Source organism: Pontibacter aydingkolensis (genome assembly GCF_019443125.1).
In the GTDB taxonomy this organism is placed as follows: Bacteria; Bacteroidota; Bacteroidia; order Cytophagales; family Hymenobacteraceae; genus Pontibacter; species Pontibacter aydingkolensis.
The window spans coordinates 91,411-105,018 of the sequence record NZ_JAHYXK010000016.1 but is presented as its reverse complement, the minus strand read 5'-3'; the positions used below and the strand labels follow the sequence as shown (position 1 = coordinate 105,018).

11 protein-coding genes and 1 tRNA gene are annotated in these 13,608 nt (G+C 47.1%); 3 read left to right on the top strand and 9 right to left on the bottom strand.

What is annotated here, in order from left to right:
* On the top strand, positions 1 to 193 hold a 193-nt coding region (locus K0O23_RS16195), incomplete at its 5' end, for an IS1 family transposase (protein WP_219875749.1).
* 250 nt (positions 194 to 443) lie between these two features.
* Here the strand turns inward: K0O23_RS16195 and K0O23_RS16190 are convergent.
* Positions 444 to 1,937 (bottom strand): amino acid permease, encoded by a 1,494-nt coding sequence (locus tag K0O23_RS16190; RefSeq protein ID WP_219878493.1) that lies wholly within the window; start codon positions 1,935 to 1,937, stop codon positions 444 to 446.
* 236 nt (positions 1,938 to 2,173) lie between these two features.
* On the opposite strand from K0O23_RS16190, the gene K0O23_RS20315 reads away from it, so the two are divergent.
* Positions 2,174 to 2,305 carry a hypothetical protein gene (locus K0O23_RS20315; protein ID WP_262902634.1) on the top strand — a complete coding sequence of 44 codons (132 nt, stop codon included), beginning with the start codon at positions 2,174 to 2,176 and terminating at the stop codon, positions 2,303 to 2,305.
* 125 nt (positions 2,306 to 2,430) lie between these two features.
* On the opposite strand, the gene K0O23_RS16185 is transcribed toward K0O23_RS20315, so the two are convergent.
* The 6 genes from K0O23_RS16185 to K0O23_RS16160 form a co-directional block, all read right to left on the bottom strand.
* The gene (locus tag K0O23_RS16185) at positions 2,431 to 4,179 is read right to left on the bottom strand and encodes an amino acid permease (RefSeq protein ID WP_219878492.1); all 1,749 of its coding nucleotides are present in this window, start codon (positions 4,177 to 4,179) and stop codon (positions 2,431 to 2,433) included.
* Positions 4,172 to 5,296 carry a lysylphosphatidylglycerol synthase transmembrane domain-containing protein gene (locus K0O23_RS16180; protein WP_219878491.1) on the bottom strand — a complete coding sequence of 375 codons (1,125 nt, stop codon included), beginning with the start codon at positions 5,294 to 5,296 and terminating at the stop codon, positions 4,172 to 4,174. Before K0O23_RS16180 ends, K0O23_RS16185 begins: the two co-directional genes overlap by 8 nt.
* 13 nt (positions 5,297 to 5,309) lie before the next feature.
* Complete coding sequence (locus K0O23_RS16175; RefSeq protein ID WP_219878490.1) at positions 5,310 to 7,247, bottom strand: KUP/HAK/KT family potassium transporter; 1,938 nt, start codon at positions 7,245 to 7,247, stop codon at positions 5,310 to 5,312.
* Between the two features lie 53 nt (positions 7,248 to 7,300).
* Positions 7,301 to 7,972 carry a DedA family protein gene (locus tag K0O23_RS16170; RefSeq protein WP_219878489.1) on the bottom strand — a complete coding sequence of 224 codons (672 nt, stop codon included), beginning with the start codon at positions 7,970 to 7,972 and terminating at the stop codon, positions 7,301 to 7,303.
* A gap of 113 nt (positions 7,973 to 8,085) precedes the next feature.
* A complete protein-coding gene (locus tag K0O23_RS16165) occupies positions 8,086 to 8,445 on the bottom strand; it encodes a hypothetical protein (RefSeq protein WP_219878488.1) in 360 nt (119 codons plus the stop codon).
* A 139-nt stretch (positions 8,446 to 8,584) separates the two neighbouring features.
* The gene (locus K0O23_RS16160) at positions 8,585 to 9,535 is read right to left on the bottom strand and encodes a calcium/sodium antiporter (protein ID WP_219878487.1); all 951 of its coding nucleotides are present in this window, start codon (positions 9,533 to 9,535) and stop codon (positions 8,585 to 8,587) included.
* 187 nt (positions 9,536 to 9,722) lie between these two features.
* Here K0O23_RS16160 and K0O23_RS16155 point away from each other — a divergent pair, with 187 nt between their 5' ends.
* Positions 9,723 to 10,853 (top strand): acyltransferase family protein, encoded by a 1,131-nt coding sequence (locus tag K0O23_RS16155; protein ID WP_219878486.1) that lies wholly within the window; start codon positions 9,723 to 9,725, stop codon positions 10,851 to 10,853.
* Positions 10,854 to 10,933: 80 nt separating this feature from the next.
* Here the strand turns inward: K0O23_RS16155 and K0O23_RS16150 are convergent.
* Positions 10,934 to 11,005 (bottom strand) — tRNA-Glu (locus K0O23_RS16150).
* Between the two features lie 131 nt (positions 11,006 to 11,136).
* The gene (topA, locus tag K0O23_RS16145) at positions 11,137 to 13,554 is read right to left on the bottom strand and encodes a type I DNA topoisomerase (RefSeq protein ID WP_219878485.1); all 2,418 of its coding nucleotides are present in this window, start codon (positions 13,552 to 13,554) and stop codon (positions 11,137 to 11,139) included.
* Between the last annotated feature and the right edge of the window lie 54 nt (positions 13,555 to 13,608).

Below are 13,608 nucleotides of genomic sequence, written 5' to 3'. Positions count from 1 at the left end.
CACAAAAGTTCTGCCGCCGGAAAGACATTTGGTGGGCAAAGCCTACACTAAAAACATAGAGGGCGTGAACCTGTGCCTGAGAACAAGAAACAGGAGAATAGTCAGGAAAACGGCCTGCTTCTCTAAAAAAGAGCAAAACCACTACGATGCTATGAAGCTAATATTCTATTACCGAAATCATCATACATTGTAGACCACAACCTGTTTTTTTATAGGTTGAAACTGTGTTCATAAAGTTATGTAGATGTGCAATATGAGTTGATTTAGTTTTACTGTTTCTTCTTCTTGTCTAAGTATCTATAGTAAAATGTAAGCATGGTAAGGAAAGACAGAAAAATGAGGAGGTACAATATGTCCATAGCCTTGTTATGGTTAGAAGTAGCTAAATCAGGAAGAATGAAAGTCCGCCGCCATGAACGACGGACCTCACATTACAACACAAGCTAACTAACCAGTTCTTTTGCAGGTGAAGGTGCCTCTGATGGTTTCCTTAGCTTACTGTGTTTACGACCGTAGAGGAAGTAAATCACCACGCCAATTCCCATCCATGCGATCAAACGTATCCATGTATCAAAGCCTAGGTTCACCATCATATAACCACAAATCAGTATGCCAAGAATAGGCACGAGCGGTACGAAAGGAGTCTTAAAAGGACGTTTCAAATCTGGATTGGTGCGGCGCAGCACAATGATTCCTGCACAAACGATCACGAATGCCAGTAGCGTACCAATGCTCACTAACTCACCCAGCAGGCCAATAGGGAATATACCCGCTATGATAGCAGCTACTACGCCTGTGATGATGGTGGGCACATAGGGTGTATTATATTTTGGGTGTACCTTTCCGAAGAATCCCGGAAGCAGACCATCCCGGCTCATGGAGTAAAATATTCGTGGTTGAGCCATCAGCATTACAAGTACTACCGATGCCAAACCAGCCACTGCACCCACTCCGGTCAGGAAATAAAGCCACTTTAAACCAGGTCCGGCTACCTGTAAGGCTAGCAAAACTGGGTCAGGTACATTCAGGGACTCATAGGGAACAATACCAGTCAGTACAAGCGACATCAACACGTATAGCAGTGTACATACTCCCAGAGAGGCTAGCATACCAATCGGCATGTCGCGTTGTGGATTCTTCGCCTCCTGCGCGGCGGTACTTACTGCGTCAAATCCGATGTAGGAAAAGAACACGATGGCGGCGCCGGCCACAACACCCTGCCAGCCATAACGGCTGCTTCCATCTGATAAAATCTCCTTAGCCGGAATAAAAGGCTCCCAGTTAGCTGAATTTACATATTGAAAGCCAAAGCCGATAACTAATAGCACAATAGCTACTTTTACCACCACTATGATGTTGTTAAACTTAGCTGACTCCTGAATACCCACTACCAGCAAAGCTGTCATTACCAATATAAGTATGATAGCGGGCAGGTTAATGATTGTACCAGTTGCCTCAAAAGAGGCCCCATTGTAGGCAAGTGGTGCGGAGGCAATAGCAGTGGGTATTGTGATACCCAGCGATTTGAGCAGGCTCACAAAATTACCACTCCAGCCTACTGCCACAGTGGCCGCCCCAAACAAGTACTCTAGCACTAGATCCCAACCAATGATCCAGGCGATGAACTCACCCAGCGTTGCGTAGCCGTAAGTATAGGCGCTACCGGCAACAGGAATCATGGAAGCGAACTCAGCATAGCATAGTCCGGCAAACAAGCAGCCTAAGCCGGCAATCAAAAAGGAAATGACGATGGCGGGACCGGCAGCATTGGCAGCGGCCGTACCTGTTAACACAAAAATACCTGCCCCGATGATAGCACCAACGCCCAGCATAGTCAGGTGAGAGGCGGTAAGCGTGCGTTTCAGGCCGTGCTTTCCACTCTCAGATTCTTTAATGAGTTTATCGACAGACTTTGTCGCAAAAATATTGTTAGCCATCTTTTAGATATTGTTTAATATGATAGGTTGAATTGCTACAACTTCCTGTGAGGTAAACTGTAGAAATTCTTATGTATGCAGGCTGATATGAAAAGCTTAATTCTTTTTCACCGCCTAAAGAAGAAAACAATGGCTAAGGGGCATTGGGCAGTATGCGGAACAGCTCTATGAGGGAAGATAAGCCAAAAATGGCTCTTATGGGTTTTAGGTGTAGCTGCTGAATCAAATAAACTTGCATGCTACACATAGGCAGCAGGAGCAAGGCAGATTCGACAGGAGTTGTCGCACGTGGCGGTGCTGTAGGCTCCGACCATGCTACCGGGAAGGCCCGCTCCTCTGCTGAAAGTTGTTCAGCTGATGTACCCTGAGAGTAAATGGTGCCAAGAGTCACCTGATCCGCCTTTAAGTAACCAGAAAGACACAGCAATCCAGCCCACAAAAGAAGGATGACTGGAAGTGCTATTTTCTTCTGGTTTTTCAAGAGAAAGCCAGCTTAAGCTTCTACAGCTGTTGGTTTGGTGTGCAGCTTGCTGTTGCGGTAGCCGTAGGCAAAATAGATCACCAGACCCAGTCCCAACCATGCCAGAAACCGGCTCCAGTTCGTAATGCCCAGCTCTGTCATCAGGTACAGGTTCGTAAGGAGTCCAAGCACCGGGATGAGGGAAAGGCTTCTTTTATAGGTAAGCGACGTAAGCATCACCGTTACGCCGATGAATCCGATCAGGGGAATCTTATGCTGAAAGCTTTCCCAGCCGCCGCTCACGCTAAAGAAAGCCGCCATTTCCGCCTCATTGTAACTGAACAAGAGCACCAGAGCTATTAGAATCAGAAGCGGCAGCACATACTTGCCGTTGATGTAAGGGACCCGGAATCCTGTGTGCGCTGCTGTAGCCGCTTTTTGTTTTTCTTCCAGCAATAGGATGCCGCCACATACCAGCACGAAGGCGAAAAGTGTTCCGATACTTGTCAGATCCGTTACTTCCGTCAGGTTCATAAAAAGGGCCGGTACGGCTACAACTATCCCGGTAACAATAGTGGCGAAGTAAGGTGTTTTGTGTTTCGGGTGGATGCGGGAAAAGGCACCCGGCAGCAGTCCGTCGCGGCTCATGGTCATCCAGATACGCGGCTGCCCGTATTGGAATACCAACAGCACACTGGCCATCGCTACGATGGCACTCACTGCAACAATTCCTGCAACTGCATCCAGGTTTACTCTGGAGAAAACATAAGCCAGCGGATCACCAACAGCCAGTTCATTGAATGGTACCATACCTGTTAGTATCAGAGCCAGCACTACGTAAAGTACAGTACAGATCACAAGGGCAAAGATCATGGCACGAGGCAGGTCGCGTTGCGGGTTCTCGCACTCTTCGGCGGTGGTAGAGATGGCATCAAATCCTATGTAAGCAAAGAACACTGCTGACACGCCTTTCATGATACCGGCTAGTCCGTTCGGTGCAAATGGTGTCCAGTTATCGGTGCTCACGTAGAACGCCCCCACGGTTATTACCAGCAGAATTACCAGTAGCTTCAGGAGTACGAGAAAGTTAGCCGTGCGCTTTGATTCCTTGATGCCGATGTACACTAGATAGGTAATTAGCACAGTGATGCTCAGAGCCGGTAAATCTGCAACCAGCTTAAATCCACCAAGGGAGGGAGCATTTAGCCAGGCCAGATAAGCTTCCTGCACGTTTCCCGGCAGGGTAGATAATGCCTGCCCCTGTGCCAGTAGCCCTTGTGCAGCCTGATAGCCGCGGGATGCGCTGAGGTAGTCCATAGTCAGGTATTCGGGAATTCCCAGCCCCAAGCCCTGAAGTACTGCCGTAAAGTAGTCTGACCAGGAGATGGCCACAGCAATGTTCCCGATGGCATACTCCATCAGTAAGTCCCAACCGATGATCCAGGCAACCAGCTCCCCAAAAGAAGCATAGGCATATGTGTAAGCGCTGCCGGACACAGGTATGGTAGAGGCAAACTGCGCATAGCACAAAGCGGAAAACCCACATGCGATGGCTGTGAAAATAAACAACAGCGATACTCCAGGGCCTCCGGCTGCACTGGCGTTTCCGATGGTACTGAAAATCCCGGCCCCGATAATGGCGGCGATGCCAAAGGATACCAGGTCCTTCAGTCGAAGGGAGCGTACCAGATCGGTGCCGTGGATGCTGCTATCCTGCTTATAGTCTGCCAGTAGTGCCGTGGCACTTTTTCGGCGTGTCAGGTTCTTAATAAAATTACTCATATCGCGGCTGACCTACAGCCATCTGTATACTTGGTTTTAAATTCGTTTGTAAGGCAGTGCCAGGCGCTGTTGCGCTAGCCTCTGCTGTATATACCCTGGCCACCCAGCGGGGGAAAGCCAGGGCGCCAGCTACGAGGTAGAGGTAGTATGTAAGTAGTCGGTAAAGCAACACGATAATGGTGGTAAAACTGCCCAGGAACGTTCCGAAAAATGTCGGAAAAGCTATCTCCGCAAAACCTGTTCCGCCGGGCGTGACAGATACCAGCAGCACGATCTTGTAGACGAGGTTGCGTGCAAACACGATGAAGTGATCTGCCATACTTAGCTCCGTAAAGGCCGCGATAAAGCAACCAATGATGGCGTAGCGGGCCGTCCAGACAAAGGCAGTAGAGATGCAAGCGTGCAGCCAGTAACTTGTGCTTTGGGTTCGTAGGTGCTTAGAGGCGATCAATAACTCATTCGCATGGCGGAAAAGCGCCTGACTCCACCGGCTAAACAGTCTGAATTGCCCCAGCCTGATCAGAAGCCCTTTTACCGCTTTCGGGTTAATGAAGAGGGCGTAGAACATTGTGAAGGCGTAGAGGGCAATCAGCAGGTAGGAAACGACAAAGGCAATGCCCAAACTCTGCCTGACGGTTTCATTTAACGCTTCCAGTTCAGGCAGTATTTGTCCTTTAGTAAACAGCAGCATTACTGGCACTGCCAGCACAAAGTATAAGTTATCGAGCATAGCCGTTACCATCACCTGCGCAATAGACTTACCCAATGCTATCCCCTCCTTGAACAGTATATAGGCTGCTATGGTAGAACCACCTACCACCGAGGGTAGGGCACAGGAGGCGAACTCCCACAGCATGATCACCTGAAAGCTCTGTTTCCAGTTTAGCTCTTTTCCGGTGATGTAGCGGATACGGTGCACATAGCCATAATCGCGCACCAGGAGCATCAGCAAAGCCATGCCTAACCAGAAAATACTGGCTTGCATCAATATTTGCAGCTGACCCGGCTCATAGTTCTGGTACAGCATGTAACCTACTACGCCAAGGCCCAGCAGCATCGGCAGAATGAGTCTGCGGGTCGAGAACTTCGCCTGAAGGCTTTCTTTAGTTAGCGCCATGTCAGATATTTTTTCAAGCCATTACACGTTTTAACTGTGGCAGTTTTGCCGGCATAATTACCAGCGGCACTTTCTCTACCTTCACCGAGCTGCTGTCCAGCCCAAACCACTTGCTTTCTGATGTGGCAAATTGCTTTAAGTTGAAGTACCACTCCATAATCAATCGCTTTCTGAAAGGCAGGTCGTTTTCGTAGGAGAGGAACTTCTCCAGCACCACAAATCGGAAGTCGCCTATCAGGTGCTGTTTGCTCAGGGAGTGATAGCGGCTGGTGATGTCTACCTCGCCATTTTCCACAAGTTCCTCCACCACCTTCCGGAAGAAGAGGTTAATGCGCTGCTCCACCCGGAAGCCAAGCTTAAAGTCTATGCGAATGACATCGTCGTCAGCTATGTGCCGCACTTTGTACTCGGTTGTATAAGGCTCGTCCGTCGTCTCCACGTGGATAAACCAATAGATGTCGGCCCGTTTCGGTCGCTTCTGAAAAATGGAATAGATGATCTTTGCGTCAACTTCTTTCGGATTGGCTGCGCTTGTCATGAACACCAGGTGCGTGGTATACTTCGGGATGGTCTCATCTGAGCTTAACTCTTTCAGGGCCGGCAGGTAGTCGCCCAGGCGCACATAATCAGTTAAGCTGCGCTTGATGTGATAGGCGTTGATCCAGATGTACATGACCGTCAGCAGTAGTCCCCCGATCAGCAACGACACCCAGCCTCCGTGCGGAAATTTGCTCAGGTTTGCCACCAGGAATGCCAGCTCTATTGCCAGGTAAATACCTAAAAACACCGATACTAGTATCTTCGACTTACATTTGGTATAGAGGTAGTAAGTCATCAGGATAGTGGTAGATAGCATGGCCATGGTAATGGCTAATCCATATGCCGCCTCCATATGCTCCGACTCACGGAAGTAAAGTACGACGCCCACACAGCCCAGCCACAGCAGCCAGTTAATGCTGGGCACATAAAGCTGTCCCTTCACGTTAGTCGGGTACACGAGTTTTACCTTTGGCCATAGGTTCAGGCGTATAGCTTCGCTGATAAGCGTAAAAGAGCCGGATACCAGCGCCTGACTCGCAATGATGGCGGCAATAGTAGCTACAGTAATGCCAAAGAGCAGAAACCAGCCGGGCATAAGGCCATAAAAAGGATTCTCTGTCAGCAGTTTTCCCTCCTGCGTCATGAGCCAGGCGCCCTGCCCCAGGTAGTTCAGCAGCAGGCTCATTTTTACAAAGGACCAACTCAGGCGGATGTTGGGGCGGCCGCAGTGACCCAGGTCAGAGTATAGCGCCTCGGCACCTGTGGTGCATAGAAACACAGCTCCTAATAGCCAAAAGCCATTCGGGTAGTTTATCAGCAGGTTGTAAGCGTAATAGGGGTTTAGGGCCTGCAGGATCTCCGGGTGATGTAGCACCGATACAGCCCCCAATGAGCCCAGCATGGTGAACCAAAGCAGCATGATCGGACCAAAAGCCTTTCCCACTATCTCAGTTCCAAAGCTTTGCATCAGGAACAGGCCTGTAAGTATAGCTAGGACAATTGGTACTGTAGGTATGTCAGGGTATAGGATACGCAAACCCTCTATAGCGGAGGAGACAGATATGGGCGGCGTAATAATACCATCCGCCAAAAGCGCCGCCCCTCCAACCATAGCAGGTATAATCAACCAATTTGCTTTGCGCCTGATCAGGGTGTACAATGAAAAAATACCTCCCTCGCCGTTATTGTCCGCCTGCAGTGTGAGCAGCACGTACTTTAGGGTGGTTTGCAGGGTAAGCGTCCAGAAAACGCAGGAAATGCCGCCATATACCAGAACCTCGGAGATAGGAGCATCCCCGATAATAGCTTTCATCACGTACAGGGGAGAAGTGCCGATGTCGCCGTAGATTATACCCAGCGAAATGAGCACCCCTGCCGTGGAGATTGCATTGCCTTTAGATTGAAAACTCATCTAATGAAAAGTTAAAAGGAAAGTTGCCTCTGAAATGCAGCTTAACGGTAGCTTTATTTTGTACCAGTGGCTTTGAGTTGACTGCGCAGTTTAAGCCGCTGCTTCACCAATGTGAAAACAGGCGGCAGCATGGAAACGACAATTATTCCTACTATCAGGATTGAGAAATTCTGCTTCACGGCAGGCAGGTTTCCAAACAGGTAACCAATCATGATGAAAAAGATCACCCACACCAGCGCCCCTGCTACATTGAAATATAGAAAGCGCCTGTAGTTCATCTTGGCCATACCAGCCACAAAGGGCGCAAAAGTGCGCACAATAGGTATAAAGCGGGCGTAGATGATGGTGCGACCACCATATCGGTCGTAAAACAGCTCTGCCTGGTGCAGGTGGCTCTGTCGCAGGAACCAATAGTTCTTGTCGTATACTTTGCTGCCCAGCTTAATGCCTGTCAGGTAGTTAAAGGAGTCGCCAAGTATGGCTGCCACACAAAGCAGGCCCAATAGCAGTAAGACATTCAATCCGGACGATGGAATGGCTGCCAGTGCTCCCAACGCAAACAGCAGGGAATCGCCAGGCAGAAAAGGTGTTACGACCAATCCAGTCTCACAGAAAACAATTAAAAACAGGATCAGATAGATCCATGTCTTATACTCTTGCAACAGTACGATCAGGTGCTGGTCTATGTGCAAAATAAAATCGAGGAGGTGCTGCAATAGCTCCATACAAGTAGTCCCTTAAAGGGTAAGAAAAAGAAGATAAAAACAGACGTACCCATGCAGAGAGGCACAGGTCGTTAAACTTCTCGGGTAGGAGAAGGGCTGAAAAAGAAGTGTTACTAAGGACCTTTGGTCAGGATGGTATGCAGACCGCAATCACCTTTAGATGCAGGGTAAGAATGCGGAGCCGGTGAAGCGTTTTGTAAGTTAGGATACAGCTGCTGCAGCAATACCTGCAGGATTGGAGCCAGTAGTGATTTATCCAGTTGTAGCACAGCTTCTGGCTCTCCGGAGCATACTTCCCCAGCAAATAACACTAGCTGATTTTCTGCAGAATAATCTACATTGTCTTGATAAGCAGTATCTGAAGTTGGTGCCGCTTTAACGGTAATAGGTATGGTAAAAGCCAGCATACTGCATAGCAGGACTGCCAGCAGTAAGTTTAGCTTTTTATAAATCTGTATACCTGTACTTTTCATTGCAGCAAAGGAATGAGGTTGTTCTGACTAATGCAATAGGAAGGGTAATATATTTTGTTTACATATAATTGGTATGTATGTTACTAGACTTGCACTAGTTTTAATAGCGTTTAATAGACGCCACAGGTGTTTAGCCTTGCTAAACTAAAAGCAAAAGAAGGTAACCCACATATAAAGCAAGTAAAACTCCTCCTTCCCAGCGAACAAGCTGCCTTCCCTTGCCTGTAAATACAAAAATAAACAAGAGCAGGCTGGCCCCTATGTTAACTATAATGTCGATGCCTGACTCAGGCTTTACCGTTACCTGCGTTACAACTGTGGATATTCCAAGGATAAAAAAAATGTTGAAGATGTTTGATCCGACCACGTTGCCTATTGCAATATCAACGTTGCGCTTTCTGACTGCTATTACGGATGTGGCGAGTTCTGGTAAAGAGGTGCCAATCGAGATAATTGTCAGGCCGATAACACGCTCGGATAGTCCAAAAGCCTGCGCGATGCTCACAGCACTTGTAACAATTAGCCTGCCTCCAATAATCAGTCCTGCCAACCCCGCCAGCAAGTATAATGCCGCCTTCAGGTAAGTATAGTTTATTGTAGGTGTCTCATCCTCTCCCGAACCTCCTTTAGCTAGGGAAATGTTATAAACCAGAAAGATACAGAAAAAGAGAAGCAGTATGATGCCGTCTGTACGTGATATGGCATCTGCTGCAACTCCGTCCAAAAACACATCATTTGCCAGAACAAGTACAGAAAGCGCGGCCAAAAAACTTAACGGGATCTCAAGCCACGTTGTATTAGACTTCACTGTAAGGGGATAGATGAGAGAAGCAACTCCAAGTATGCCTAGCACATTGAAGATGTTGCTTCCCAGTACGTTGCCAAGAATCATGTCTGTGTTGTTGTTCATTGCTGCGAAAACGTTCACAACCAGTTCGGGGGCTGAGGTGCCGAAAGCTACAATGGTTAGTCCTATCACAATGTTCGGCACGCCGAGCCTCGACGCAAGGCTGGAGGCTGCATCAACTAACTTCGTGGCGCCAAAAATCAATGCCACGAATCCGGCTAAAAGAAGTAATACATCACTCATATTGGGTATTGTTTTACAAGTTATCGACTCCTGCTGTTTCAACTACGGAAATAATAAGACTTTTAATGTGCTTAAGTATTCTTTGTGACTAGGTTGTTGAATAGTGAACCTTAGCTTCCTCCTTTTTGTACCTTTGCCGGCTGTGTCGTCTAATTTTAGTGAGTGCAGCGATCTGAGGTAATCATTTATGAAATCTACGCATACAGAACCAGGTTACATGTTGCAGCTGGACGGTCTTCGGGCTATTGCTGTAATTGTTGTCGTACTTTTCCACTGGACACCGGAGGTGAAGCAAACTGGGCTTGGAGGACTGGGGGTGCAGTTATTTTTTATTTTGAGCGGCTACTTGATTACGGGCATACTGCTGCAAGCCCGTGCAAAAGCCGAAGGGTTGGGTTTAGGAAAAGCACAAATCATCAAGAGCTTCTATGCTCGGAGGTTTCTGCGAATTTTCCCGCTCTACTATATTGTGATTGTCCTTGCCGCACTACTTGGCTCTGTAAATGTGCAACGGTACCTGGGGTGGCACTTGGGTTACCTTACCAACTTTGCCATTTTTAAAGAGGGGCATTGGATAGGGGAGGCCTCACACTTGTGGTCGCTGGCTGTGGAAGAACAGTTTTACCTGCTTTGGCCGCTAGTTATCCTTTACACTCCGAGGCGCTATCTCTCTATTACTATTGCCGGATTTATACTTCTTGCCCCATTTTTTAAGCTAACTTGTCTCTTACTGAATGTGGAAGAGAGTAGGCTGGGCGTTCTCCCGATAAGCTCCTTTCATTATTTAGGGGCCGGATCACTGCTTGCCTTGTACGGGAAGGCTATCGCCTCGAAAGAGAATAAGTTGTGGCAGGATAGGCTCAGCTTAGCTGTAAAAGCTTTGGGAGTAGCGGGCTTGGCAGGCTTTGTAGTTCTGCACTTTTCAACAAGCAAATTTATAAACGGGCTTGGCTGGATGGTAGTTAAAGAGTTCGCTGTAATTAGTCTATTTGTAAGCATAACTTTAGGGGCAGCCCATGGCTTTAAAGGTAAAGCCGGTAGTTTGCTTTCTTCTAGGCCCATGGTTTACGTAGGACAAATCAGCTATGGACTGTACCTCTTCCACAATTTTGTACCTTACTTTACGAAAAAGCTGCTCCAACGCTTTGAGATTAACGAACTAGATCCCGTATTGAGCCTGAGTATAAACACTATTGCTTTGTTGGCTATAAGCGCTGCTTCATTGCACTTTTTGGAAAGCAGGCTTAACAGGTATAAGAAGCATTTTCCCTATGTTACTGCTCCACATAAGTCGATAAATAGGATTGTAGTAAAGTAAATTGGTTTAGGAAACCAAAGGGGAAGATATCTAACCAAAAAAGCCGCTCCATTTAATGTGAAGCGGCTTTTTTATAGTAGTAGCCCGTAGGGGAATCGAACCCCTGTTACCAGAATGAAAATCTGGCGTCCTAACCCCTAGACGAACGGGCCGTTCTGTCTAATTGTGGTGCAAATATACTACCTGTTTTTTTATCTACAAGTGCTTATTAAAAAAATATGCAGTAAAATAAATGCTTTGGTTGTCAGGTATGGCATTATATAAAAACCATACCTGACATTACCTATTTTTTAGCGGCTGGCTTAGCCTTAGTACTCTTTTTAGGAGCAGCTTTTGCTTTGGTAGTTGTTTTTTTGCCTGCTACAGGGGCTGCTTCTTTTTTCTTAAAACCGCCACGGCCTTTTTTCTCAGGAGTAGCCTCAGCAAGATCCAGGCATTCCTGTAAAGTCAGTTCGCCGGGTTCTTTGCCTTTTGGTATCTTTACATTCTTTTTACCAACTACTATGTAAGGGCCGTATCTACCGTTCAGCACCTGTACATCCGGGTTTTCTTCGAATGTTTTGATAGTTTTCTCGGCATCCGATTTACGTTTTGCTTCTATCAGATCTACAGCTTCCTGGGCTGTAACATAGAGCGGATCTATTGTTTTTGGCAAAGAGTAAAACTTACCATCATGACGGATGTAAGGACCAAATCGCCCTACAGCCGCAGTCATTTCCTTTTCTTCGAACATACCTACAATTCTTGGCAGCTTAAATAAGTCGAGTGCTTCTTCGAGGGTAATTGTTTCTAAGAATTGGCCTTTGCGTAAGCTGGCATATAGCGGTTTCTCTCCAGTGTCAGGGTTCTCTTCGCCTAATTGTACATATGGTCCGAATCTTCCAAGCTTGGCAAGTATGGCTTTACCTGTTGCAGGGTCTGTACCAACTTCACGAGCCCCGGATACATCAGCCCTGGATATGCTTTCACTGTTTTCGATACGTTGGTGAAATTTACCATAGAACTGCTCCAGCATCGTTTCCCATTCTTTGGTGCCATGGGCAATCTCATCAAATTCTGCTTCTACACGTGCAGTAAATGAGTAATCAATAACATTTGGGAAGTGCTCCACCAAAAAATCATTTACCACCATAGCTGTATCCGTAGGGAAAAGCTTAGCTTTTTCGGCGCCGGTGATTTCTATTTTTTGCTGTCCGCTTATCTGGTCATTCTTTAAAGTAAATACCTTATACTGTCTTTCTTTACCTTCACGGCTATCTTTTTCAACGTATCCGCGCTTCTGAATAGTTGAGATGGTAGGGGCGTAGGTGGATGGTCGTCCAATGCCCATTTCCTCCAGCTTCTTTACAAGGCTTGCTTCTGTGTAGCGTGCAGCTGGCCGTGTATAGCGTTGTGTTGCCAGCATCTGCCGCAGGTTTACCTGCTGGCCTATACTTAATGGGGGCAGCATTCCTTTTACATCCTCATCAGCACTTTCATCATCATCCCGCGACTCAATGTATACTTTCAGGAAGCCTTCAAACTTTATCACCTCTCCGGTAGCCTGAAGCTTCTGGTCTGCCTGGGTACTGATACCAATGGTTGCTGTTGTTTTTTCGATTTCAGCGTCTGCCATCTGCGAGGCAATAGCTCTTTTCCAGATAAGTTCGTATAAGCGTTGCTCATTTCTATCGTCGCTTGCAACCATCTTAGAAAAGTCAGTTGGCCTGATGGCTTCGTGTGCTTCCTGTGCCGAGGCAGATTTTGTTTTAAAGCGACGCTGCTTTACAAATTTTTCACCAAATGAGCTTTGTATCTCTTTTGTAGCTCCCTGTATAGCTTCATCCGATAAGTTTAAGGAGTCGGTACGCATATACGATATTTTACCTGACTCATAAAGGCGCTGCGCTACGGTCATGGTTTGTGCTACCGAAAAGTATAGCTTGCGGCTGGCTTCCTGCTGTAGGGTAGAGGTGGTAAATGGGGGTGCAGGTGTGCGCTTTAAAGGCTTTTTCTCAAGGTTTTCAATAGTATAATCGGCCCCGATGCATTTTTGAAGAAATGCCTGGGCTTCTTCTTCAGACTTGAATTTTGCAGGCAGTTCAGCCTCTAATGTTTTACCCTGCACTTCAAACTGTGCTGTTACCCTGAAAGACGCCTCGGCATTAAAGCGCTCAATTTCACGCTCACGCTCCACTACAAGGCGCACTGCTACAGACTGCACACGTCCGGCTGATAGGCCTGTCTTAATCTTTTTCCATAGTACAGGCGATAACTCAAAACCAACAATACGGTCAAGTATGCGGCGTGCCTGCTGTGCATTAACCAGGTCCATGTCGATGCTTCGCGGCGAGCTGATGGCATTGATGATGGCGTTCTTAGTGATTTCTCTGAAAACAATTCTTCTTGTTTTCTGGTCATTCAGATTCAGGGCCTCAGTCAGATGCCAGGATATAGCTTCTCCTTCGCGGTCATCGTCCGATGCCAGCCAAACTGTTTCGGCTTCTTTTGCTAATTTCTTTAACTGTGATACAACTTCTCTTTTGTCGCTTGATACAACATAGGTAGGCTTAAAACCATGGGCTATGTCAATGGCGTTGTTGCCTTTAGGTAAATCGCGCACGTGTCCGAAACTTGATTTCACCACGAAGTCTTTCCCTAAATAGCCCTCAATCGTTTTAGCCTTTGCTGGCGACTCTACAATTACTAAATTTTTTATCATTCTTATTAGTTACAGGCAAGTTTGGCCGAAATTTGCCCAAAGTTCAAATAATTT

Coding starts and splice junctions, on each gene's coding strand:
- K0O23_RS16190 (WP_219878493.1), bottom strand. CDS start 1,937: ATGGCTAACAATATTTTTGCGACAAAGTCTGTCGATAAACTCATTAAA.
- K0O23_RS20315 (WP_262902634.1), top strand. CDS start 2,174: ATGCTACACATAGGCAGCAGGAGCAAGGCAGATTCGACAGGAGTTGTC.
- K0O23_RS16185 (WP_219878492.1), bottom strand. CDS start 4,179: ATGAGTAATTTTATTAAGAACCTGACACGCCGAAAAAGTGCCACGGCA.
- K0O23_RS16180 (WP_219878491.1), bottom strand. CDS start 5,296: ATGGCGCTAACTAAAGAAAGCCTTCAGGCGAAGTTCTCGACCCGCAGA.
- K0O23_RS16175 (WP_219878490.1), bottom strand. CDS start 7,247: ATGAGTTTTCAATCTAAAGGCAATGCAATCTCCACGGCAGGGGTGCTC.
- K0O23_RS16170 (WP_219878489.1), bottom strand. CDS start 7,972: ATGGAGCTATTGCAGCACCTCCTCGATTTTATTTTGCACATAGACCAG.
- K0O23_RS16165 (WP_219878488.1), bottom strand. CDS start 8,445: ATGAAAAGTACAGGTATACAGATTTATAAAAAGCTAAACTTACTGCTG.
- K0O23_RS16160 (WP_219878487.1), bottom strand. CDS start 9,535: ATGAGTGATGTATTACTTCTTTTAGCCGGATTCGTGGCATTGATTTTT.
- K0O23_RS16155 (WP_219878486.1), top strand. CDS start 9,723: ATGAAATCTACGCATACAGAACCAGGTTACATGTTGCAGCTGGACGGT.
- topA (WP_219878485.1), bottom strand. CDS start 13,554: ATGATAAAAAATTTAGTAATTGTAGAGTCGCCAGCAAAGGCTAAAACG.